The following is a 22505-nucleotide window of genomic DNA, read 5'->3' as shown; positions in this document are numbered from 1 at the left end:
CAGTTTAAAGTATTCCTTGCAGCTCCTGCATCGGACGGATGAAATTTTGTTTCATTAATGCCTGAGCACAATCACTATCCTTCCTCTCGAAAGCTTTAATAATCGAAGCATGCTCATCGACAGAAGCTTGTGTAGCAGTAATAGGCTGCTTTAAGAACACGTATTTAAATCGCCGAATGTGAATCTGAAGCGATGCGCTGAATGAAGTCACATAAGGATTATCTGAATACTCCACGATAAGGTTATGAAATTGTTCATCCGTCTCCATTGCCTGGTAAGCTTGACCACTCTTAATGGCACTTGCAAATTCTAGATTAATTAATCTCAGTTGCTCAATCTGCTCTGGAACAATAATCTTTGCGGTAACCTCAGCTGCTAATGCTTGAAGAGCAGCCATAGTTGAATACATTTTAAAAATATCGTCTTTCTCGATTTCCGTTACTTTTGTTTCTTTTCCAGGATGCGTGGAAACGAGACCTTGTACTTCGAGTAACTGAAATGCTTCCCGGATAGGTGTCCGGCTAACTCCAAGCGAATCCGCCAATTCAGCGTCGATAAGCTTTTCACCTGGCTGCAGCGTACCATCGATAATCCATCTTTGAAGCTGGGAGAAGGTTCTTTCTTTTGCGGACATTCGCGCAGGCGAGGCAAAATTTTTAGGTATTGGCATTGTTATCATCCTTACTTTTTTCGTTTTCCTATATGCAATATATCGCATACATATATTGAATGCAACGGATTATATCAAAATTAAATTTTTTCTCAAAAAATATATCTCTTCTGCCCGTTAGCTTAATGAATTAACGGGTAAGATCAATTAGATACATGTATAACCGGTATTATCTTGCTCAATAAGGTAATCGGTACAAGTTCTTGTCCCTCGGCAATTTCCCCTTTTCATTCTCAATTTACCCTGCTTGCCTTTATACAACAAAAAAACCGTTGATCTTTTCAGATTAACGGATTCAAGAATTAAATTTTTTACATATGTCTCGACTGTTTTTTTGGAGCATCTTATGCTTATTACATGGGATTGTTCATGATAAGCATCGCAACTTTTTGTGGTGTGTAAGATAATCGGTAATCGGACTATGTTTTTGTCCCTCGGCAATCGGTACAAGTTCTTGTCCTTGGCTCGGGACAAGAACTTGTACCGATAAAACAAAAAAGCCGTTAATCATCATATCACAGATTAACGGCTCTATTACTCCTTATTCGCCAGCACATCCACAAGTTTAACCGCATGAGTATGACCATTCTCTTTTGGTGAGAAAGGTTCCTACAGCTTAAGCTTATCGGTACATGATTTCCCCATAGGTTCCAACAAAGATAAATTTCCCGTACATCTTAATACCGTCCTTCATCATCTCGGTACCGAATACCTGCACCCCAGGATGTTTTTCCGGCATTGCGACCTTCTTCCACTGGATGCCATCCTTAGATACAAAATACTGATCAGAGGAAACATATTCCCCGTCGGTTTCGCTATAGGTGTGATTCATGGCGAAGAAGGATCCGTCGAATGAGGTCAAAAAATTAAAACCAGAAGTATGATCTATTAAGTTTGTAGTTTTCTTCATCCAATTCAGGCCATCTTTCGATACCCACACCTTTCCAGCTACATAAGGGTCAATGGCCACATAAGCGGTACCTGACCAAGCCAGATAAGACTCATTCAAATCCAGGATCTTCACCAGGTTCCAATGAACGCCATCCGTTGTCTGCATAAGCTTCGTCGTACCTATTCCGGTATTAAAGTTATGAACACGGAAGGACGCTAGCAGTTTTTTTCCATCCCATACCATTGAAGTCAGCCAATCTTTGCTTACACTGGCGATACGCGTCCAATTCACTCCATCTTTGGATGTATACGTTCCGTAGACCTGATCAGAAGCTACAAAGAACGACCCAGCCCAAATAATGTTCGTTAAATCCCCAAGCTGATCTTTGAAAGATACTTTGGCCTGTTTCCAGCTTGAACCATCCGTGGAATAATAGACCCCGCCGTTGCCGACGGCTACGAATTTATTTGCACCCCAAGCTACATCAAACAGGCTGGCTCTACCAAACTTCTCTCTATAAGAAAAAGGATTGCTGGTTCTCCAGGTTTTCCCGTCATCCGTATAAACGACACTTCCGTACTTGCCTACAGCTACTGTTCTCTTTCCATTTGTGGCAAGGGCATTAAAATCACCGCTTGTCGCCGTTCCGATCAATCGGTAACTCCAGGTTGAACCGTCTTTTGTATATATCGAGTAAGTTCCATCCGGGGAATTCTGCTTATCATTAGAACCGATACCGGCAAATCCGTCCTTAACCGGATACATGGTATAAATATTCGTTTGAAGATAAGACAGGTTTATCTTCTTCCAAGTAACCCCGTCTTTCGATGAATAGGCGATATTGGAGTTCGCCCCCCCCATCCAAGTTCGATGAACCGGTCACAATGTAAGTGTTATTGCCGTATAGGACCGTCTTGAGTTGAACGCCGTTGGGCGATTTACTCTGCTTCTTCCAGTTTACTCCGTCTGTAGAGGTGTATATCCCGTTGCCAACTCCGATATACTGCTTGCCGGACCAGATAAAATCTCGAATCGCCGCGGAAGCATTATAGGTTTTGGCGGACCATGTAACACCATCCTTGGAAACAAGCACATATTTGTTATCATAGCTGCTTACAAAGAAAGTATTATTGACCGCGTGCAGCCCGTTCGATCCCCTTTGACTTTTTAAGGTGTACGAAGTGGCCCAGTTGGTGCCATCTTTAGAAGTAAAGACATGCTTGGTGCCTAAAGCAACAAAACCGTTCCCCCCCCACTTCAATTGTTCTATTGTTTCACCCGGGGCAAAGTCAACCTTAGTCCAAGAAAGACCGTCCTGAGAGATAAATGCTTCGGATGGCTGTTTGTAAATGTCCATATCATACGTTGTATTTGTACCAAACATGACATACCTTTTTCCATCCCATGCGATTGCGGTCAGATGGTAATTACCGAACTTGGATAATGCTCTCCAGCTTACTCCGTCTTTAGACTTTATTACGGTTCCGTAAGGGCCTACTGCTAAGTACTCATTATTTTTGCCCTGGGTTAATGCATAAGGGGCATTGGAGCTGAAAGTAAAGTCTTCTGTCCATCCGTCGCCGATTGAATGTGGGGATTCTTGAAGTGTGATGGAGTCAATCTCCTTGTATTCCTCAAGCGCCATAGCCTTAGTATTAAACCCCAGCACCGACAACACCAATGTCAGACAAAGAATCCCTGCAATTAATCTACTTCTTCTCATATTACCCTCCTGATGTTAGATTCCTGCTGTTTCAAGCTAATTATTCAACCTTTTCTTAAAGCTCTATATTAAGGAAGAGTAATTTTATGTTTTGAAAATATCCCCACGGCTTCTTTCCAGGTCATTTGGATGTTGCCATTACTGAACGGCAGCTTAACGTCGTAAATAGTCTTATTACCGAGTTGCTCTTCCCGGTCGTTTTCTTGGAAATAGGTCATATCACCTTTAAAGCTTAAAGTTCCTGTTGCCACACCGTTAAGGATTTTACCGTTAAACTGGAATTCTTTTGACTTATAAACAAGGCTATCTTTATAACTCCATCTCAAGGTAGCGTACACGGTTGTGTCGATGCTTGGAAGCTTATATTCCCTAACCCAAACTCTTCTGTAGACTCTGCCGTTCCCCTCAAATTCCCCTTCACCACCCGGCGACTTGTTTCCTCCATCCATATCTTCGCTGTCTGACAACACATACTGTTTATAGCTGTAAAAAATGAGTTCTCTGTTGTCCTCTTGTCCATTCGTTACAACCAGCACGTTTGCAAACTTTTTAGACGCTTGGTTTACTGCAAACCAAAGTTCATCTATAGATTCTGAGGGCATCATAAAAACCCCGTTGATTTTCTCCATCGGCTTTAGTCCATCGAAGGGGATTTCTTCTTCGGCAAAACTCGAGCTAGCCGGATTATAATGCGTAAAGCCCTCTTGATCTCCAGCTCTAAATGTGTTCGTTTCCTCCATATTTATTGTAGTTACGGTGCCATCACTATTTTCATTGTAGATGATTCCAAATGCTGAGCAGATCTCCTGAATCGGATAATAGTAAATGTTGTTCATCTTAACTGGTTGTGTTTCGAAATGAATGGGCTTGTTATCAAGCTTAATAACCGGTGCATCATTAGATGCGTTATGACTAACCTTATAAGTAGGGTTAGATAAAGGGATGTCTGGCAGCTCACTGGCATTGGAACTCAGTGTTGGCCTTGGAAGCAACGATTCCTCTGCCCCGAAATCAGACAGGTTCTTGATAAATTGCACGGCCTCAGCCCGTGTAAGTGTTTTCGAACCGTTAAATCCGGCAATTGTCGGCTGGTCGTCCGTCCCTTTAGCGAGGCCCTTACTGTACATATAACGAATGGAATCGTCCCCATCAAAGTGCACACCTTGCGTCGAAGCGATCAGCTCCGCAACGCTAAGACGGCTGATCGGGCTGTTATGCTCTTCCGTGTCCGACAGATCGACAGGATAATTCAAGGACAAAGCGAGCTCATAGTAGGGTTCTGACCAACTTATAATACCTTTCCGGACATCCGGCCTAAAGTTACGAATGAGCATGGAAAGTAACTCAGCCTCTGTCACCGCGTTATTAGGTTTAAATGTGCCGTCGTCATAACCGCTGACGATATTTTTGCTAACCGCCCAGGCAACACTGTCAGCTGACCAGTGGGACTTCAAGTCCTTAAATGGGGCTTGCTGCTGCTGCTGATTGTCTGCAAGGGCGCCCTGTACGGGGAAACTGACCATTGCCAAAGTTACAGCCGTTTGAAGCAATAGATGCTTAATCGATCTCCTCATGTGTTCTTTCCTCTCTTCGTCCCTCTTAATGAGATAGACAAAAAAACTTCCTTAAAGTAAGGAAGTTTGGGGTTGAATGCACTAAAAATAAGCATTTAGTCTGAATGAATGCAGACTGGCAATCGTTATTTCCCGGTTGAAATCGACGACCCATGCCTTTGCGTCCCGGCTTTTCAACCAGTTTGCCCCAAAATCTCTCGTATATATGTAAGTTTTGTGAACAGTATAGCACGAAAGGTGAATATAAAAAAACCTAATCTGAAAATTTGCAGTAGAAGATTGATTATAACAATTCCTTTACTAAGAAAAATATAGCTCTCTGGAGCTTATACTACAACAGATTAAGTAAGAGGCATCATAATGATCCACTGAAGTTATCAGGATATTCAAAGAAAGCAATCAAATGCTGATAATCATGTTCCAAATCGGGCTTCCTCTGCTGCAGTCGTAAGAATTGATTTTAATTGAATTATCAATTTGATCATATCTCCAATAATAAACACTGTTATCATCTTCATTAAGTTAAGGAACATAAGGAGTTGCCTCTACACTTTTATTGTAATTACTGGACTACCCGCAGAAATATTTTGTGCCGCGACCCCACTTACTGATACATAATTGTCAGAGTTCGTGATGATCAACGGAGTAATCAATTCAAAACCTCTTTCATTGATTTTGGCCAAGTCCACTTCAATCAGGATATCACCAACCTTCACCGAATCGCCTTCCTGTACTTTGAGAGAGAACCCCTCTCCTTTCATCTTGACCGTATCCAGACCAACATGAATCAGTATCTCCACACCATCATTGCTAATGACCGCAATCGCATGTCTCGATTTAGTTATCGTGGTTACTACACCTCCAACAGGAGATATGATCGTTCCGTTTGAAGGAATAATCGCGACCCCTTTGCCCATCGCTTCACTGGAGAACGCTTCATCTGCAACACATGCAAGATCAAGGACCTCTCCGGATACAGGGCTATACACAGTCATCCCTGCTTTCGAAAATTGATGGATTTGAGTTTTTACCAAAGTTCTTCAATACCAGAAAGAGCTGCGGAATCCTTTGTACCTTGTGTTGTTAACTCCTCGGATTTCATACGGGTTTGGTATCCCCACATATAGGTCAGGACAAAACCGACCACGAGACCCGCGACCATTCGCAACACATAACCGTAAAACCCCGAATCCATGTTGATGAGACTGAAGTTAATCCTGAGCAGAATTTATTTGAACAGGCGCTCTCGCTTATCCCCAATGTGATGTTTAATGTTCTTTGCTAGGGTCCTAAATATATCAGAGATTCTTCCCCCAGTAAGGTGTATAAAAAAATGGTATCGAGGGAAAATAAGTGAAAATTGATTATCGAGGTTACTATAATGCAATTTAAATGGCTTAAGAAGAAATTGAAAAACTGGGAGATTATCCTTCCAAACTCCGACACACCTGTAACAACTCAGCAGAGAACGGAGCCGCTTACAGTCGATCTTGATCTAAGATTAGACTGGCTCAGCGAGCATCTCTCGAATTCTTCAGATCTTGCCATTCATACCTTTGTCGCCGGAGCGGGGTTGAAATGTGCCCTACTATATATCAAAGGAATGATCGATCTAAAAGCCATCGAACAGCACGTACTGAATACGGTGGGAGAGTTCGACCCATCCTGGACAGCTGAGGATATCAGCATGCATATCTTTGTGTACAAGCGGCTCCCAATCGCTCATCAAAGTGTTCACTTCAGTATGCAGGAAGCCTACCTAAGCCTGTTGGAGGGAGGAGCATTACTGCTTATGGACGGAGAGGCCCGCATGCTTGCGCTCTCCGTGACTGCCTTTGAAAAGAGATCTATTCAGGAAGCTCCTAACGAAGCAGTAATTCGAGGGCCACGTGAAGCTTTTATAGAAAGTATGGATACCAATCTAACCATGATCCGCCGAAGGCTCAAAACCCCATCGTTCAAGATGGATCTGATGCATATTGGCACGGAGACTCAGACCTCCGTAGCCATCGTGTATCTACAGGGGAAGTGCAAGCAGGATTTAGTTGACGAAGTGAAAAAGAGGCTATCTGCAATCGAGATTGACTCCGTTCTCGGCTCCAGCTACCTGGAGGAATTTATAGAAGATTATCCTTTCTCCCCCTTTCCCCAATTGCAGTCTACTGAGCGGCCGGATGTGGTCAGTGCCGCGCTGTTGGAAGGAAGAGTAGCCATCATTGTGGACGGTACGCCTATTGCTCTTATTGCACCAGTCACTATCTTCATGATGCTGCAGTCAGCAGAAGATTATTACCAGAGGTTTGTTGCAGCGAACTGGATTAGGGCTATTCGACTGCTCTTTCTGTTCATTTCGCTGTTAATGCCATCTGTATACGTAGCTATAACGACATTTCACCCGGTTATAATACCAGAAAGGCTGTTAATTACGGTAGCTTCTTCAAGGGAAATTGTACCCTTTCCCGCACTGATCGAAGCCTTTCTAATGGAGCTGTCTTTCGAAGCTCTGCGAGAAGCAACGGTACGAATTCCTAAATCAATCGGTCAGTCCGTGTCCATTATTGGAGCCTTGATCATCGGCAATGCTGCTGTTGAAGCGGGTATTGTTTCAGCTGCAATGGTGATTATTGTGGCATTAACCGGTATCGCTTCTTTTATCATTCCCCATTTTGACTTGGGGCTTGCCTTCCGACTCCTCCGGTTTCCCATCATGATTCTGGCTGGCACATTTGGATTGATTGGCATCGCCTGCGGAATGATTCTAATCTATATTCATTTGCTCGAACTTCGCTCTTTTGACCTGCCCTATTTATCCCCAATAGCACCACTTCATACGAATGATCTTAAGGATACAATTGTAAGAGCCCCATGGTGGGGGATGAAGAATAGACCTTCTTTCTTCGACGGGAAAGGTCGAAGTAAGCGTTTGAAGACCCGAAATTGGGGGCATGCAAGAGAAGAGGAGGAGTGAAAATAGATATGTATATGTTAAAGCTCCTGAAACTTTTTTTGGCATGTATCCCTGTATTTATTTTATGCGGTTGTTGGTCCAAGATTGAAATAAATGACAGAGCATTCGCCAGGGTTATGTTGCTTGATAGAACCAACGAGGGTATAGAAATGACATTGGGATTTCCGTTGCCGAACAGACTGTCAAGCACTTCTAAAGCCGGGGGCGGAGGGTCTTCGTCTAAACCGTTTACTTTTGTAACAAAAACAGGGAGAGATGTTGGAGAAGCTTTTCAGAAAATACAAGCCGATTTGTCCCGCAGAGTTACCTTCGGTCAACTGAGACATATTGTAATGGGCAAGGAATTTGCCCAGTCGGGGATAAAGCCTGTAGTCGATTTCGCTGCACGTGAATTCGCGATCCATATTAATGCTTACCTGTTCATTAGCGAGGATAAAGCGAAAAGTATAACCTCCATTCCTGTTACGTTCGAAGAATTCCCGACAGACATTCTCACGCAATTTGCCAAGGAGCGTCAGACAATAATGGTCACAGTGAAGGATATGCTGATGTCTGCCTTTAATCGCGGTGATCTTGTTATTCCCATGCTTGTTTTTGGTAGAAAAGGCGTTGAATCTGAAGAAAATAAAGAGAACTGGATGGGTACGGATGGGGCGGGAGTTATCAGGAACGGTAAAATGATAGGCAAATTAACTGACGAGGAAACTCAAGGCGCTCTATGGGTTCTCAAGCAGTTAAACTATTCTTTGTATGATGTTAATTCTCCTACGGATAACAAGCCGGTCAACTTTTTAATCCGGAATGCTAGGACTCACTTAAAGGCACAAGTTCATGGTGACGACATTTCAATTCAAATTGAATGTAAAGCAATGGCGGGCATTCTGGGAACAGAATCAGCTATAGATGTCACTGAACCGACTGAGCTTCGAAAGCTTGAACTGCTGCTAAATGAGAAAATCAAAGACCGCATCCGCCGAGCTGTGGCCGTATCTAAGAAATTGAAATCAGATGTTTTTCAGTTCGCAGATTATATTAAATGGAGATATCCGGGAAGGTGGAAGGACCTTAGGCACGAGTGGGGAGAGCGTTACGCTGACCAGGTGAGAGTAGATCCTAGGGTTAATATTTCTGTTAAATGGTTCGGTACGTCACAGAGACCTCAGTGGAACAGAATCCTGCCGGATGCGGAGGAAGACAAATGATTCTGATAGCCATTATTTATGGTGCAGTAGGTATTTTAGAATGGAGATATCTAAGGAAAAATAAACGTTCTATGCGCGGTGTCATAATTCTGTCGTGTTTATGGCTAGTCATGTTCATCGGGATGGAAGTTACTTATGCCTTAAAGGATCGGTGGTCCCTTGGGCTGATTATCTCGTTTATTTTTGAGCCCATACAGAGGTTCTTATTCATCGGAGATTGAAGGAGGCCCCATGGGAAAAATAACATCGCTTCAGGTGTACATGTTCTTTACTCAATTCCTTTTCTCAAGTACGATCGGGTTCTTTATCGGTCCCTTGGTTAAAAATGCCGGATATTTGTCTTGGGTGTCGGTATTACTCGGAAGTCTAATCGGGCTTCTCATAGCTTATCTAACTTATAGGTTATGTCTTCGCAGACCTACACATTTTCTAGGACAGTATGGTAAGGACATCTTGGGCAGATGGATCCATTATCCGCTGTTTCTGATCGTCATCTTTGTCAATCTGTTCTCAGCCGCATTTATCATGCGCCAGTTTATTGATTTTGTCGTACAAATATACTTACCTGGGACACCTGACTGGCCTGTAGCAATTTTATTCGGTTTTTGTGTAGCCCGAGGGGTTCGTTCAGGCCCAGTTACGTTATTTCAAAGCGCTCAAGGCGTGTTCTTCTTAAGCTTAATCTCAGTCCTGGCATTCCCCCTATTCGCCTCGAAAGAGATAAATATAGACATGGCCGTTGCATTGGTTACAGCTGGGCAGCCAGCTGGAATATGGAATGGTACAATGATCGTCGTGGCCCTATTCAGCGAAATGGCTTTTATCGTGTATCTATTTCCGTATTTTGTTGGTACTGACAAGTTAATGAAATCACTAATAGGGGCTATGGCTACAGCTGTTGTGGTTATACTTGCTGTCCTTCTAGTATGCTTATTGTTATTTGGTTCAGAACTAACAGCAAATCTAACCTATCCGACATTAGAATTGATTCGTTATATTCATGCGGGGGTTTTCCTGGAAAATTTGGATCCGCTGCTGATTGTCTTTTGGCTGTTTAGTATATTTCTGAAGATATCTCTCTTCCTGCTTATATCCGTAAAGGGATTTGCTCACTTAGTTGGAATGAATGATCATAAACCGTTTTCTTACATTATGTCTGTTGCCATGGTGATCATGTCGATTAATATGTTCAAATCTACAGCCCACTTGGAGGATGTCACCAATCGGAGTGAGACGGCATTTCTTCTTTTTACAGGAGTGACTCCTGTCTTATATTATCTGGTGGACCGGATTCGTTTTGGTAAGCTGAAGAAGAACACTAATCAGCCAGAGACCGACAGTTAAAGAATACCTGTTTAGAAGTACTTCGATATTGTAATTACAAAAAAACTGAAAATTGGTCATACCCCTGCCAAGGAGATAGGACTAAAAGATGTTTAAGCAGACCGCTTCTCGGTATTCAGCCGGGGAACGGTTGTTTATTTTTTTCTAAAATATACTTTGGTTTGTTAATACGAAAAGTCGCTAAAATAGCGACTTTGAATGGAACAATGTTCTTGTCCCGCGACACTTCTGAATTTACGTTGTAGAAATTAATTAGAAAATTAGTTGAGAATGTTCCTTCTTTTTCAGGATTGAGTGCAGCAAAAAGAAGCTTAGTATCCAGTTTGGTATTGCTAATGTTATTGAGACCATTGCGAAGTAGTTCATATAGACCTTTTTTGATGAAGAATTTTCACATTTAATATATTTTATTGCTATATTCGGGAAACTGTTATCTCTTATTTGTTCAATTTCGTTCCATTGAGGTACACTTGCCTCTACGACAGCTTCATTACCCCGATTTTCGTAATTCGAGATCTGTTGCATGATAAATTCTAACGTTAACTTAAGACCCTAAGGCAGTTTACTCGTAGAACTTCTAGGAGTGACAAAAAAACCGAGAAATCTTATTAATCAAGGACTCTCGGCTTTCTGATAACAATAGGACTGCAGCGAGTTAGTGAATGACTCTGTAAATCATCACCGCTGCTTCCGCCCGGGACGATGATGCTAAAGGCTTCAATTTTGTCCCATCTCCGGTAATAATATCATTAGCAACCAGTGTGGCGATACTTTTCTGCGCATATTCGGCTACGCTAGACCAGTCCGAGAAACGTTCCAACAGATTCTCGCTTCCCTTATCCATATCCTTGCCGACAAGCTTAAGCGCTCGCTCAATAAGCACCATCATATCTTGTCTAGATATTTCGGACTCGGGGCGGAAGTGATTATTATCCTGGCCATTTGCTATCCCCATGCTCTTTGCAATGTGCAGTGCATCGGCATAGTAAGAATCGGAATCCACATCTGAGAAGCTGATACCGGTATCCGTAGCCCAACCGTTTCCTGACTCATTAAGGCCAAGTGCCCTGACCAACATCAGGATAAAGTCCGCCCGAGTAACCGAAGCCGATGGGCTAAAGCGGTTCTCAATTACACCAGTGATGACACCGCGCGCAGACAAAGTACTCTATAGCCTCCCGCGCCCAACCATAATTTTGGATGTCCACAAATGTTTGAGACCTCTTAATCATTTCTACGCCGTCAAAGGTCAGGTTTTCAATTTCCGCTTCCTTTTTTAACAAATATCTATCAAAAAACGCCTTTGTATAAGAGGAAATAATGGTGCGTTGTTCCATAGCGTCCCGGGTTCCTCTGGGAGCCTCTCCCCCAGTATACAACGAGTCGGAGAAGTCACTATGAACCACATTATCAATAATGGCAAAGTACGTTTCCTTACTGTTCGATTCAAGAAGGAAAGCATTCGTATTATAGGCAAGTACGGTACCTAGCTGCATGAAAGGTTTCTTAAAGTCGCTATCCAGCGCGCCTATCATATTGCCGTCAAGATTTACAGCTCCGACAAATCGGTCATCGTCACGGCTAACGAGTGCCGCTGTCGTTCCTCCGAAAGAATGCCCAAACACACCCATACCGATTTCAAGCTGCAGTCTACCTTTAAATATGGAATCAATGTCACCTGAGTTCATTTCGTATAAACGATCTGCGACATAGCTAATATCCTCGCTCTGTAAAACGGCATATTTCGCAAAATTGACGGCTTCAGGCGCGGAAGTCAACTGCCGAGAAACCTCGATTGCTTGTTCTTCCCCAAGCTTCTCAGTCAGGATCGATATTTGGGGCGTGATTAAGCCGGCAAATTCCATGGTATACTTTACGATGTCGTCCAAAAATTCATTTGTCATACCCTATGTTCGTCCATCCTTCAGTTTGGACACACCGCTCCCCGGATGCCCGATTGATACCACAATATAGCCGGCGCTTGCCAGGTCTTGAGAGAACAAGGTGCCTTGCTGCGGGTAAGCGCCTGCTCCATGAGAAAAGAATAAAACCGGATATTGTTTTTCCTTTTTAGACAAGGCCAGATCGTCGTAGGACCATGTTTTAAAATTAGGGGCAAAAAGTTGTTCTCCACCCGCTGTCCCCCCCAATTTGACCATACCGTATGTTCTCATCATCCAATTTCTCGCCTGTCACCGGGTCTACGCTGTACAACATACGCGAAAGAAGGTCGCCCTCATCTTGTTGACCAGATGCTCTTCTTTCAGATATTATTTTATCTACTAACGAATACATGGTTTGTTTGTCTTTATTGAATTGCATATTGTTAATAACCATCAATTTATTTTGAATTGACATGCGCTGCACTCTACTCATGGTTTCTGAAAGTGACCTTACCATGCTTTGAATGAAGGGATGCGGTAAGTCGCGATAGAAACTGTTAAAGCGATAGTTAAATCCGCATAATCCGATGGTATCGAGTGTCAGACGAGTCATATCTTCTGGAACATCTACAGTCTCGTCTTCGTTTAAGCGTGCCCACTTTTGAATGAGTTGTACTGCAATATCGACCATCATATCATGGTAGCCGCGCATTGCGGATTGGCTAAAGCTTGGAAGTAATATTTGGTGTGCCTTTTGCCAATTTGGTTATTGCGTTTCCGCTGTGAACAAGGCATCACCTGCAACTTTACGACTTTCCTTTAACACTGGGGCTAAAAATTTATCAAACCGGGATTGATCACACGCATCAGCAACCAAGTCGGGTCCTGAAATAAATATGGCACTTCCGTTCGGAAGATCAAAGCGGAAAATAGGACCGAATTCATCTGCCAGCTTGACGAAAGATTGAATGGGTTTATCCCTGTCGATTAAGGGCAGATTACCGAGAGGGCCAAAAGTTTTAGGTTGTGAAATTGTCGTCATTGCGATACCCTCCGTTGTACTTAATATAGTTATGCTTTAATTTGACGAAATCATGCTAATATTATTCTAAGGATTGGGTCCACTTGACTATAAAATTCGTAACGGTTGGCTTCAAAATGTTTTTCCTATGCCCTACCCTCCTGGTTTACGCTTCAGGCGCTATCGAAGAGGTAGGACAAAGTGTAACGGAGTTCACGCCTGGAGATCGTATTTTCGGTATGATCAGAGGCGCTTATGCGGAATATGGAGTTGCTAAAGCCCAAGAGCTGATAAAAATGCCTGAAAATCTCACTTTTGAAGATGCGGCAACAATTAAAGCAGGAGCCGAAGCTGCCTGGATACCACAATTCACTTACAGGCTCTTGTCCCACCAGTTTGTTTCCTGATAAACCAAAGATAAAACACCCTGGAAAGGTAGAACACCGACCTCTTTTCCTTCTTCACAGGATAGTGATCCCGCTTATTCAAAATCAGTTCGGAAGCTGATGTCCTTGTACGCTTCCAACTCTTCACGCAATTGATCCAACTTCTCGGACGCTCTCCGGTAAGCATCACTGCCTATAAACAATTGAACCGGAGGGTTCGGCGATTTCGCCAGATCAATGAACACCTCTGCCGCTTTTTCAGGATCACCAAGCTGCTTTCCATCTTGCGCTACGAATTGCTTGTGCCCAGCATGGAGCTCGCCGTAATCCTCAATTTTACTAGAGGATAAAACCAGGGAATTAGACTTATTGAACTCCGTTCTGAAGCCTCCGGGTGCTACTGCCGTCACTTTGATCCCCAGAGAATGCACATCCTGGGCAAGCACTTCCGTCAACCCCATTAGCGAAAACTTCGTCGCTGCGTACACACTCCAGCCCATATGCGGAGCGAAGCCAGCGATTGACGCGATATTGAAAATGTGCCCTGAGCGCTGCTTCCGCATATAGGGCAGTACACTTTGAATGACATAAATCGGTCCAAATACGTTAACTTCAAAATTGGCCATGATTTCCTTCTCCGACAATTCCTCGATCGCACCACCGATGCCATAGCCTGCATTGTTAACGGCCACATCTATTTGCCCGAACTGTTCATACGTTTTATTCACAGACGCCTTAATCGAATCCGCTTGGGTCAGATCAACCGCTAAGGGCAGGAATTGTCCTTCTGGCGCCTCACCAACAGCTTGCTTTAAATCTTCTATATTACGTGAAGTTGCAGCGACTCTATATCCGAGCTCAATCAATTTTCTCACTAAGGATAGTCCCAGTCCTTTCGAAGCACCGGTCACGTACCATACTTTATCATGTGACATATTTTCTCCTCCAATGAATAATCACTATTGCGTAATTGGCGATTGCCGCCGGTTCTGTTGGAACAACCTTATTATGCTCCTGCCAGGCAATATTCCGTTAGACTATTACTCTCACGTTCTTGCCTATTATTCTCACCCAGCTTAACAAACACAGTTCAAGAATTTATAATGGAACACAGTAAAGGGAGGGATTCACATGCTAGATGGCGCTCAAAAAACATACTATAAACAATTGGAGCTTGCGCAACTCATCGAAAAGTTCTCTGGTGCAGATGGCGACCACGCTACCCTAATCCCCTCTTTACATCTGGTTCGCGATTCTCACTCTGAGGTTCCGATATGCAGAATTCAAAAACCTTCGCTATGCATTGTTGCCCAAGGCGAGAAGGTTATCATGCTCGCCGATGAGCGCTACCGATACGGGGTATCCGATTACCTTGCGGTGTCCCTAGATGTACCTATAACCGGCCGGGCCACTCAGCCCTCACCTGAATCTCCATACTTAGCGATTCGTCTAGATTTAGAGGCCAGCCAAATCTTTCAAATCATGAAGGAGACAGAATTGCTTCCCGACAGCACCAATAGATATCACTGAGGGCTATTCGTAGGCAAAATGAATAATACCCTACTCGATGCAGCCGTTAGACTGGTAGGCTTATTAGAGACGCCGAAGGACATTCCCGCACTGGCTCCCCTCATCATACGTGAGATTATTTACAGACTCCTTAGCGATGATCAAGGGGATGTCTTCAAGCAAATTGCCATGGCTGGAAGCAATTACGCCTCCATTGCAGAGGTGATCGAGCGGATCAAAAGGGATTACAACCATCCGCTGCGCATCGAAGAATTAGCTGATCTGGCGAACATGAGCTCCTCTTCGTTATATCGTCACTTCAAAGAAGTGACTACCATGACTCCGGTACAGTATCAGAAGCAAATTCGATTGCAGGAAGCACGCCGTCGCCTGTTAACCGAATCCACCCACGTAGCAGATATCGCGTTTGAGGTAGGTTATGAAAGCCCTTCCCAATTCAGCCGAGAATATGCGCGCCTGTTCGGCTTCTCTCCGGTGAGTGATATCAAGCGGTTCAGCTAATAAGATCAAGCTGCATCCAGACCTTTTACGTAGCTACCCTCCCCCCCAACGAATCAAGGCCACATAATAGGGATGGCGGCATTTGCAACCTCAATTTTCAATAGAATAAGGGGGCAGCCGGACTTACAGCCGAGCCTTGATGGTAGCTGATGGCTTGCAGCACTTCCTCATCTTCCCTATTGATGTAGCCTAAGCCTCAACTAAAATCGTCCAAAAATTAAAGCGGGCACCCTCAGAATAGTGGGAGCCCGCTTAGTGAACCTTTTTTCATGTGCTTTTTGAATGCTATTTTCAGCGCCAAAACGAAAATTTCGGCCTATTTATGATAAGGTACCCCCTAATTAATCCTCAACTAAACTGCCCGTTAGCTTAATGAAACAGATACTTATACTAATGGACGTTAAAACCTTGTTCGTTCTTAACCTTTTCAACAATGGAAACAGAGTTCTTGCCTTTAATCAGGAAAATAACTGTTCTTGATCTGATAAGCCACAGACCACGGAAATGTCTGGGCTGGAGGATGAAAAAAGAAGCTGCAACAAAAGGTCCGGGTAACGCCAAACCTCTTGATGTAGCTTCTTTTGTATTTCTATTTGCTTTGCACAGCGAATTCATAATAACTTTAAGCCTTGCGAAGCATTTGTCTCTCGCTTAACTGTGAAAGCATATCCTTCGTCATGGCCTTCAGGTCGTAGCGGGCATGAAATCCCCATTCTGTCTTCGCTGCCGTCGCATCAATGGAATGCGGCCAGCTATCGGCAATCGCCTGTCTCTTCGGATCAACGTCATAATCGAGGATAAAGCCGGGAAACTCATCCCGAATCGCTGCAGCGATTGCCTCCGGATCCACGCTCATTGCGGTGACATTAAATGAATTTCGGTGCATCAACCGGGAAGAATCCGCTTCCATCAATTCGATGATAGCGTTCAGGGCATCCGGCATATACATCATGTCCATGTTTGAGTCCTTGGCGATATAAGATGTATACCGGCCAGCCGTCACGGCTGCGTAATAAATTTCCACCGCGTAATCCGTCGTTCCTCCGCCGGGAGGCGTCATATAAGATATCAAACCCGGGAATCGCAGCCCCCTGGTATCCAGGCCGTATTTGTGAAAATAATAATCACAAAGCAGTTCGCCGGACACTTTGTTCACGCCGTACATCGTATTGGGCCTCTGGATCGTATCCTGCGGGGTATTGTCTTTCGGAGTCGAAGGACCAAAAGATCCAATGGAGCTTGGAGTGAAAAATTGGCAGCCGAGCTCCCTGGATACTTCAAGTGCATTCATCAATCCGCCCATATTCAAATTCCAGGCAAGCAGCGGTTTCTCCTCTGCGGTAGCCGACAGCAGCGCAGCCAAATGGATGACGGTATCAACTTCGTACCGCTTGGCGATTTCGAACATCGCCTTATCATTCGTCACGTCCAGCAGCTCGAATGGCCCGGATCGGGTAATTTCGTGGGCTGATGACCTGAGATCCGTAGCAACGACGTGATCCGCACCATAAATTTCACGTAATTTAACAACTAACTCAGAACCGATTTGGCCCAGTGCTCCGGTCACCAAAATCTTGTTCATAAGACATTCCTCCCGAAATATACTCCCGCGAATGCAGCTAAATCAGCTTCATTTCCTTGCCAACTTTCTCATAAACGGAGATCACCTGGTCGAGCATCTCCTTGGTATGGGCAGCTGTCGGCATGTTGCGTATTCTTCCGGTTCCTTTGGGAACCGTCGGAAACACGATTGCCTTGGCGTAAACACCTTCCTCATAGAGCCGTTTGCTGAACTGTTGGGTGGTTACTTCATCGCCAATGATACAAGGTGTGATCGGCGTTTCGCTTTGGCCTACATTATATCCAAGTCGGCTCAAGCCATTTTTCAAATCATTGCCGTTCTCCCACAGCTTCTCGATCAGCTCTTTGTCATTCATCAAAATGTCGACAGAAGCGCTGCAAGAAGCGATTGCAGCCGGAGGTAGCGATGTCGAGAACAGAAACGGACGGCTTCTCAGCTTCAACCATTCGATCAGTTGTTTTTTACCCGCCACATAACCGCCGACAACGCCGATCGCCTTGGAAAGAGTACCAATTTGAAAGTCAATGCGGTCGGACAATCCAAAATGTTTCACGGTTCCCGCACCTGCACCGAGAACGCCCGAACCGTGGGCATCATCCACATAAGTAATCAGATCGAATTCTTCTGCTATTTTCACGATTTCGGGCAGCTTTGCTATATCACCATCCATGGAGAAAACCCCGTCGGTGATGACCATAATTTTATGGTACTGACCGGATTCCTTGGCATCTTTCGCCTGCTGTCTTAAATCATTCATATCCGAATGCTTAAAGCGAATCACTTTGGCTCTCGACAGGCGGCAGCCATCAATAATCGAAGCGTGGTTCAGCTCATCGGATAAAATCGCATCATGCTGGTCCATTACCGCGGATATAGCAGCCATATTGCAGTTAAATCCCGATTGATACACGATAACGGCTTCCGTTTTTTTGAAACGGGCCAGTTTTTCTTCAAGCTCAATATGAAGATCCATCGTACCATTAATTGTTCTCACAGCCCCTGCGCCTGCCCCGTATGTCTGCGACGCCTTAACTGAAGCATCAATCAGGCGGTAATCTGTTGCCAGTCCCAAATAGTTATTGGAAGACAAATTGATTAGGGACTTTCCGTCGATACGAATAACAGGACCATTTGCACCCTGCAGCGTATCGATGACGTTATATAGACCTTTAGTCTTTAGATCTTCGATGTTCGAACTTAAAAATTGGTCCAATGCTTGACTTGACATTCCATTCCCTCCTCGATATACGTATGTCCTCGTACAGGAGACATAGTATTTCTCCAAAAAAGCCTGTTATATAAAGGAATTAAACTAATTTCAATGTATCATCTTTTTTATTTTTTGTACACATGTGGCGGACAAAAAATAAAAATATCCGCAAAAAAACATAGCGATTGCTTCCCCTATCCCCGGAAGCAATCGCTACTAAATCTTTGCTTATATCTTTTGCTGCTCGGTAACTTCTTGTACAGCCATTATTTCTTTTGCTTATTCCTTTAAATTAATCGATTTACCCCGGTTCAAACGGGATTCTTCCGCGGCAAACGCAATGAGATGACTCCGCACGGAAGCGCTTGCCGAGGTTAAGCTCTCCTGACCACTATAGTTCCATAGCTACAAACTCCTTAAGGTGCTAGCATTACCCATGCCAACAGCGCTGTTCGGATCATCATGTTCGCCTGTAGCAAAAGCTGCCTCTTCAATATAATAGACACTCGTTTCTTCCGAAAAATGTCGACGCCTTCATGCGAGAAACGGGTGGCCGCGGAGTCGATCTCGTGTTCGACACCATCGGCGGCAACACATTGTCGCGCAGCCCCGACACGCACGCATTCCTTGAACGAAGCTATTTTTCAAGCCCTTGCGCAAAGGGATACTGCCTTAGCAAAAAAAATCATGCAGCAGTCCCAATGGAATATCAATGAAGGTGTCGTCAGCATCGCGAAGGGCTGACAACGGCGAAGCACTTATACGCTCATTAATATTACCAATGAAGTAACAGCTCTACCTTGAAATGGTGAAAAAAAGACCTACAACATTGGTGTAGATCTTTTTTTAATGCAGCGTTTACTCGTACGCGGACACAAATCGCCCATACAAAGTCTACAGCATCACCCCCCGTCGACCTCAACATTTGCTGCGTATTCCATGTCATTATAATCCGGTTGCCTACGCAGTATTTTGCTGAACCAATGGGACCTGCTTTACTAGATCATTTCGTTGATAGTGACATAGATATATACCCTCCTTCTTTACAGCTCTTTTATGATGATTATACACGGGTAAAAACACAGAATATCAATATCACCCGGGTATATTTATTAAATCCTATAAATTCTGTGTACTCTTTCTAGAGCATCACATTTCTTTTTTGGTTCGTATCACTGACCACTCGTATTTGTATTTTCTTAATATTGGACTGGATATTAAGACTATTTTGCCCATTAGATTTACAAAAGAAAAAATATTTAAATATATGCCTATTCGGTAATCGGACTAAGTTCTTGTCCTCAGCTTGGGTTGTCTTAGGCTCGGGACACGAACTTATACCGATAAAATGAAAAGAAATCCAGTCAAAATGCCCGGATTTCTTTTTTTGCTGCTGGAAATCATTTCGTTGAATGAACTTTCACTGTAATTATTCGTCGGCAACACGTGTTGAATGGAGAGGCTCAAAGCCATATTCGACCATGAATCGATCCATCGCATACAACGGGTTAAATTCATGGCCCGGAATCTTATAAAAGTCTAAGTCGAACTGATCGCCCACAAGGGATTTAATAATTTCTGACGCCGGGATTTGACTGCTAATATCCGGTCCGACAAGATTATAATTTCTGACGCCCGTTCGGACCGATGCTTCGATAACCGTCACGATTCCCTCGATGACATCGCCGGCATACACATGCGCTAAGACAACGAACGGAACCGATAACTTAGCATCCTTCTTCATCCGAGACGGTATCCAATCGTCGTCCATCACCGCCCCTAAACGTAAATTGATGAATTCCGTGTCCGAATTCTGCCGATAAAAATAACGGGTTAGTTCCTCAACCATCGCTTTGCTCAGCCCATAGGCGTCCGTTGCCAGACAAGGATGATCATCTTGTATCGGCAGTTGAAGCGGAATAAATTCATCGCTCAGGCTGCCCGCGGCGGCAATGGAACTCGCGGTCACGAATTTACGGCACCCGCGACCAAGCAAGTACCGGTAAAGCCTTCTCGTACCGAGAACATTGACTGCCAGTCCGTCCTCTTCCGTGCAGCCGCCGGTAACAGAAGCCAAGTGAATGACCGCATCGATCCGATAGGGGTCCAACCCTTCCAAATCTTCAAAACGATCAAAAGATCCCCGAACGAACGTTACGTTTTCATTTACAGGATGCCGCGACAAACAAATGACTGTATGGCGGTCTGACAGACGGTGAACCAATTTTTTGCCGATAAAGCCGCTTGCACCGGTAACCAAAATGTTCATTTTACGGTCCCCCCGTTTTCCACTGCAATCGACCCCTTCATTCGCTTACCATACGATTCGTGAGTCTGCCAAGCTTTTCAATTTCGACGGTGACCACGTCGCCTGCTCTTAAATACACCCGCTTCTCCTTCGGATAGCCGAGAACGACCCCTTCCGGCGTACCTGTCAGAATGATATCCCCAGGGTCGAGCGTCATATGCCTAGAAACATAACTGACGATCTCGCTGCAACGGAAGATCATATCCGAAGTATTGGAATGCTGGCGGACTTCTCCGTTTATCAAACATTTAATGTACAGGTTGTTCGGATCCTCGACCTCGTCTGCAGTAACCAGATACGGTCCTAGCGGGCTAAAGCCATCGCAGGACTTCCCCAACAGCCACTGATGCGTCCTAAATTGCAGGTCCCGGGCGGACAAATCGTTTACACAACTATAACCGAACACATGATCCAGAGCTTCGTCGATTTCCGCGTACTTCGTGGTTTTTCCCATGACGATCACAAGCTCGGCCTCATAATCCACTTCTGAGCTGACCCGTTCCGGAAGTTGAACGTCCTGGAGATGTCCCGTCAGCGTATTATTTAATTTGTTGAACAATATTGGATATTCCGGGATCGCTGCATTCGTTTCGGCTGCATGCTTGCGGTAATTCAAACCGATACAGATGATTTTATTCGGACGTGTCACGCAAGGTCCGAACTGTATGTCATGCTCGGAGGTTATACATATGTCTGCCTTCTCAGAGGATGTCAACTGCCGCAAATAGTTTTTCAGTGCGGCAAGCGCTTCCGCGCCTCCGCCGATGAGGTCCATTATGTCCGATGGCACCCTCGGATCCGGCCATATCTCGAGCGCCGCCCGAATATCTACAATACGGTCGTCCAGTTTCACACCGAGTCCGTATTCCCCGTTACGATCGATCATAAGCAGCTTCATGTAGATTTTCCACTTCCTTTCCGAATCCGTTAAGCGTCTTTGCCGAAGATGACGCCGCCGTCGATATAGAGAGGCGAGCCCATCATGAATTTCGATTCGTCGGATGCCAGAAACAATGCCGCATTCGACACGTCTTCCGGTTTGCCGAGCTCGCCGCTGAGCTGCCTAGATTTGATGGCGGCGAGAGCAGCATCCGGATCTTCATAAGAGGAGATGAGGTACTGTTCTACGAAAGGCGTGAGGATTGTGCCCGGCAAAAGGGCATTGACACGGATATTGTATTTGGCGTAGTCGACCTGCATGGACTTGGTGAGAGCGAGCACCGCGCCTTTCGTCGCCGAGTAAGATGCACGGCGCGCGAGGCCGATTTCGGCGATGCAGGATGACATGTTAATGATGTTGCCCGACATGCGCTCCATCATGTAAGGGAGCACATATTTGCTGGGAAGAAAGACGCCCCGGATATTCACCCGGACCACGCGGTCCCACGCCTCCGGTTCAATCTCATGGATTGCTCCTACACCGCTTATGCCTGCGTTATTGAACAAGATGTCTATCTGGGAGAATGTCCGGATCACTTCCTCCACCATAGAACGGACCGAGTCGGCATCGGTCACGTCGGCATGAATGAACAACGCTTTTCCGCCAGACGATGCGATTTGCTGGACCGTCTCTCTTCCCTTGGCTTCGTCCAGGTCGTTCACGATAACACTGGCACCTTCACAGGCGAACCGCTCCGCAGTCGCCCGCCCGATGCCCGAACCCGCTCCGGTGATAAGCGCAACTTTACCCTTCAGCCTCATACGGAAATCC

19 protein-coding genes, 2 pseudogenes and 1 riboswitch are annotated in these 22505 nt (G+C 44.8%); of the genes and pseudogenes, 5 read left to right on the top strand and 16 right to left on the bottom strand.

All coding sequences use genetic code 11. The annotated features are described in order from the left end of the window. Nucleotides 1-4: 4 nt before the first annotated feature. The 6 genes from QP794_RS07545 to QP794_RS07520 all read right to left on the bottom strand — a co-directional run bounded on the left by QP794_RS07545 (nucleotide 5) and on the right by QP794_RS07520 (nucleotide 6054). A complete protein-coding gene (locus QP794_RS07545; RefSeq protein ID WP_285075652.1) occupies nucleotides 5-670 on the bottom strand; it encodes a GntR family transcriptional regulator in 666 nt (221 codons plus the stop codon). A 622-nt stretch (nucleotides 671-1292) separates the two neighbouring features. After that, nucleotides 1293-2327 carry a WD40/YVTN/BNR-like repeat-containing protein gene (locus QP794_RS07540; RefSeq protein WP_285075651.1) on the bottom strand — a complete coding sequence of 345 codons (1035 nt, stop codon included), beginning with the start codon at nucleotides 2325-2327 and terminating at the stop codon, nucleotides 1293-1295. Then, nucleotides 2314-3285, bottom strand: coding sequence for a WD40/YVTN/BNR-like repeat-containing protein (locus QP794_RS07535; RefSeq protein WP_285075650.1), 972 nt, complete (start codon nucleotides 3283-3285; stop codon nucleotides 2314-2316). The genes QP794_RS07540 and QP794_RS07535 overlap by 14 nt, the downstream gene beginning before the upstream one ends. 68 nt (nucleotides 3286-3353) lie before the next feature. Then, complete coding sequence (locus QP794_RS07530; protein ID WP_285075649.1) at nucleotides 3354-4859, bottom strand: S-layer homology domain-containing protein; 1506 nt, start codon at nucleotides 4857-4859, stop codon at nucleotides 3354-3356. Nucleotides 4860-4965: 106 nt separating this feature from the next. Beyond that, nucleotides 4966-5056: riboswitch (cyclic di-GMP riboswitch) on the bottom strand. Between the two features lie 348 nt (nucleotides 5057-5404). Beyond that, entirely contained in the window at nucleotides 5405-5854 is a 450-nt protein-coding gene (locus QP794_RS07525) for a PTS sugar transporter subunit IIA (RefSeq protein WP_285075648.1), read from the bottom strand. Nucleotides 5855-5886: 32 nt separating this feature from the next. Continuing rightward, nucleotides 5887-6054, bottom strand: a complete 168-nt coding sequence (locus QP794_RS07520) for a hypothetical protein (RefSeq protein ID WP_179283166.1) — start codon at nucleotides 6052-6054, stop codon at nucleotides 5887-5889. A 186-nt stretch (nucleotides 6055-6240) separates the two neighbouring features. On the opposite strand from QP794_RS07520, the gene QP794_RS07515 reads away from it, so the two are divergent. From QP794_RS07515 to QP794_RS07505, 3 genes are all read left to right on the top strand, one after another. Next, nucleotides 6241-7827, top strand: coding sequence for a spore germination protein (locus tag QP794_RS07515; RefSeq protein ID WP_285075647.1), 1587 nt, complete (start codon nucleotides 6241-6243; stop codon nucleotides 7825-7827). Between the two features lie 8 nt (nucleotides 7828-7835). Next, complete coding sequence (locus QP794_RS07510; protein WP_285075646.1) at nucleotides 7836-9029, top strand: Ger(x)C family spore germination protein; 1194 nt, start codon at nucleotides 7836-7838, stop codon at nucleotides 9027-9029. A 231-nt stretch (nucleotides 9030-9260) separates the two neighbouring features. Then, nucleotides 9261-10373: a GerAB/ArcD/ProY family transporter gene (locus tag QP794_RS07505; RefSeq protein WP_285075645.1), complete on the top strand. Its 1113-nt coding sequence runs from the start codon at nucleotides 9261-9263 to the stop codon at nucleotides 10371-10373. A gap of 655 nt (nucleotides 10374-11028) precedes the next feature. Here QP794_RS07505 and QP794_RS07500 read toward each other — a convergent pair. The 4 genes and pseudogenes from QP794_RS07500 to QP794_RS07485 form a co-directional block, all read right to left on the bottom strand. Continuing rightward, complete coding sequence (locus QP794_RS07500; RefSeq protein ID WP_285075644.1) at nucleotides 11029-11535, bottom strand: S-layer homology domain-containing protein; 507 nt, start codon at nucleotides 11533-11535, stop codon at nucleotides 11029-11031. Then, nucleotides 11501-12277, bottom strand: coding sequence for an alpha/beta hydrolase (locus tag QP794_RS07495; RefSeq protein ID WP_285075643.1), 777 nt, complete (start codon nucleotides 12275-12277; stop codon nucleotides 11501-11503). Before QP794_RS07495 ends, QP794_RS07500 begins: the two co-directional genes overlap by 35 nt. 3 nt (nucleotides 12278-12280) lie before the next feature. After that, nucleotides 12281-12523, bottom strand: coding sequence for an alpha/beta hydrolase (locus tag QP794_RS07490; protein WP_285075781.1), 243 nt, complete (start codon nucleotides 12521-12523; stop codon nucleotides 12281-12283). Nucleotides 12524-12530: 7 nt separating this feature from the next. Beyond that, nucleotides 12531-13298, bottom strand: a pseudogene (locus tag QP794_RS07485) (cytochrome P450); the annotation flags it as partial. An 83-nt stretch (nucleotides 13299-13381) separates the two neighbouring features. Here QP794_RS07485 and QP794_RS07480 point away from each other — a divergent pair. Further along, a complete protein-coding gene (locus QP794_RS07480; RefSeq protein WP_285075642.1) occupies nucleotides 13382-13684 on the top strand; it encodes an alcohol dehydrogenase catalytic domain-containing protein in 303 nt (100 codons plus the stop codon). 74 nt (nucleotides 13685-13758) lie between these two features. Here QP794_RS07480 and QP794_RS07475 read toward each other — a convergent pair whose 3' ends face one another. Further along, on the bottom strand, nucleotides 13759-14598 hold the full coding sequence (locus tag QP794_RS07475) for an SDR family NAD(P)-dependent oxidoreductase (RefSeq protein WP_285075641.1): 840 nt from the start codon (nucleotides 14596-14598) through the stop codon (nucleotides 13759-13761). Between the two features lie 196 nt (nucleotides 14599-14794). On the opposite strand from QP794_RS07475, the pseudogene QP794_RS07470 reads away from it, so the two are divergent. Beyond that, nucleotides 14795-15694, top strand: a pseudogene (locus QP794_RS07470) (AraC family transcriptional regulator). 622 nt (nucleotides 15695-16316) lie between these two features. On the opposite strand, the gene QP794_RS07465 reads toward QP794_RS07470, so the two are convergent. From QP794_RS07465 to QP794_RS07445, 5 genes are all read right to left on the bottom strand, one after another. Further along, nucleotides 16317-17276, bottom strand: a complete 960-nt coding sequence (locus tag QP794_RS07465) for an L-threonine 3-dehydrogenase (protein WP_024630055.1) — start codon at nucleotides 17274-17276, stop codon at nucleotides 16317-16319. 37 nt (nucleotides 17277-17313) lie between these two features. Further along, nucleotides 17314-18504 (bottom strand): glycine C-acetyltransferase, encoded by a 1191-nt coding sequence (locus QP794_RS07460; RefSeq protein WP_285075640.1) that lies wholly within the window; start codon nucleotides 18502-18504, stop codon nucleotides 17314-17316. Nucleotides 18505-19915: 1411 nt separating this feature from the next. Beyond that, on the bottom strand, nucleotides 19916-20755 hold the full coding sequence (locus QP794_RS07455; protein WP_285075639.1) for an NAD-dependent epimerase/dehydratase family protein: 840 nt from the start codon (nucleotides 20753-20755) through the stop codon (nucleotides 19916-19918). Nucleotides 20756-20792: 37 nt separating this feature from the next. Then, entirely contained in the window at nucleotides 20793-21692 is a 900-nt protein-coding gene (locus tag QP794_RS07450) for a fumarylacetoacetate hydrolase family protein (RefSeq protein WP_285075638.1), read from the bottom strand. 29 nt (nucleotides 21693-21721) lie between these two features. Next, nucleotides 21722-22495, bottom strand: coding sequence for an SDR family NAD(P)-dependent oxidoreductase (locus QP794_RS07445; protein WP_285075637.1), 774 nt, complete (start codon nucleotides 22493-22495; stop codon nucleotides 21722-21724). Nucleotides 22496-22505 lie beyond the last annotated feature (10 nt).

Origin of the sequence: Paenibacillus sp. UMB7766-LJ446, from assembly GCF_030226665.1 — a bacterium.
GTDB lineage: Bacteria > Bacillota > Bacilli > Paenibacillales > Paenibacillaceae > Paenibacillus > Paenibacillus vandeheii.
This window is presented reverse-complemented; position numbering and strand designations above follow the sequence as displayed.

Coding starts and splice junctions, on each gene's coding strand:
- QP794_RS07530 (WP_285075649.1), bottom strand. CDS start 4,859: ATGAGGAGATCGATTAAGCATCTATTGCTTCAAACGGCTGTAACTTTG.
- QP794_RS07545 (WP_285075652.1), bottom strand. CDS start 670: ATGCCAATACCTAAAAATTTTGCCTCGCCTGCGCGAATGTCCGCAAAA.
- QP794_RS07525 (WP_285075648.1), bottom strand. CDS start 5,854: ATGACTGTGTATAGCCCTGTATCCGGAGAGGTCCTTGATCTTGCATGT.
- QP794_RS07450 (WP_285075638.1), bottom strand. CDS start 21,692: ATGAAGCTGCTTATGATCGATCGTAACGGGGAATACGGACTCGGTGTG.
- QP794_RS07520 (WP_179283166.1), bottom strand. CDS start 6,054: ATGGATTCGGGGTTTTACGGTTATGTGTTGCGAATGGTCGCGGGTCTC.
- QP794_RS07455 (WP_285075639.1), bottom strand. CDS start 20,755: ATGAACATTTTGGTTACCGGTGCAAGCGGCTTTATCGGCAAAAAATTG.
- QP794_RS07495 (WP_285075643.1), bottom strand. CDS start 12,277: ATGACAAATGAATTTTTGGACGACATCGTAAAGTATACCATGGAATTT.
- QP794_RS07460 (WP_285075640.1), bottom strand. CDS start 18,504: ATGTCAAGTCAAGCATTGGACCAATTTTTAAGTTCGAACATCGAAGAT.
- QP794_RS07465 (WP_024630055.1), bottom strand. CDS start 17,276: ATGAACAAGATTTTGGTGACCGGAGCACTGGGCCAAATCGGTTCTGAG.
- QP794_RS07540 (WP_285075651.1), bottom strand. CDS start 2,327: ATGTATCCGGTTAAGGACGGATTTGCCGGTATCGGTTCTAATGATAAG.
- QP794_RS07515 (WP_285075647.1), top strand. CDS start 6,241: ATGCAATTTAAATGGCTTAAGAAGAAATTGAAAAACTGGGAGATTATC.
- QP794_RS07505 (WP_285075645.1), top strand. CDS start 9,261: ATGGGAAAAATAACATCGCTTCAGGTGTACATGTTCTTTACTCAATTC.
- QP794_RS07445 (WP_285075637.1), bottom strand. CDS start 22,495: ATGAGGCTGAAGGGTAAAGTTGCGCTTATCACCGGAGCGGGTTCGGGC.
- QP794_RS07535 (WP_285075650.1), bottom strand. CDS start 3,285: ATGAGAAGAAGTAGATTAATTGCAGGGATTCTTTGTCTGACATTGGTG.
- QP794_RS07475 (WP_285075641.1), bottom strand. CDS start 14,598: ATGTCACATGATAAAGTATGGTACGTGACCGGTGCTTCGAAAGGACTG.
- QP794_RS07510 (WP_285075646.1), top strand. CDS start 7,836: ATGTATATGTTAAAGCTCCTGAAACTTTTTTTGGCATGTATCCCTGTA.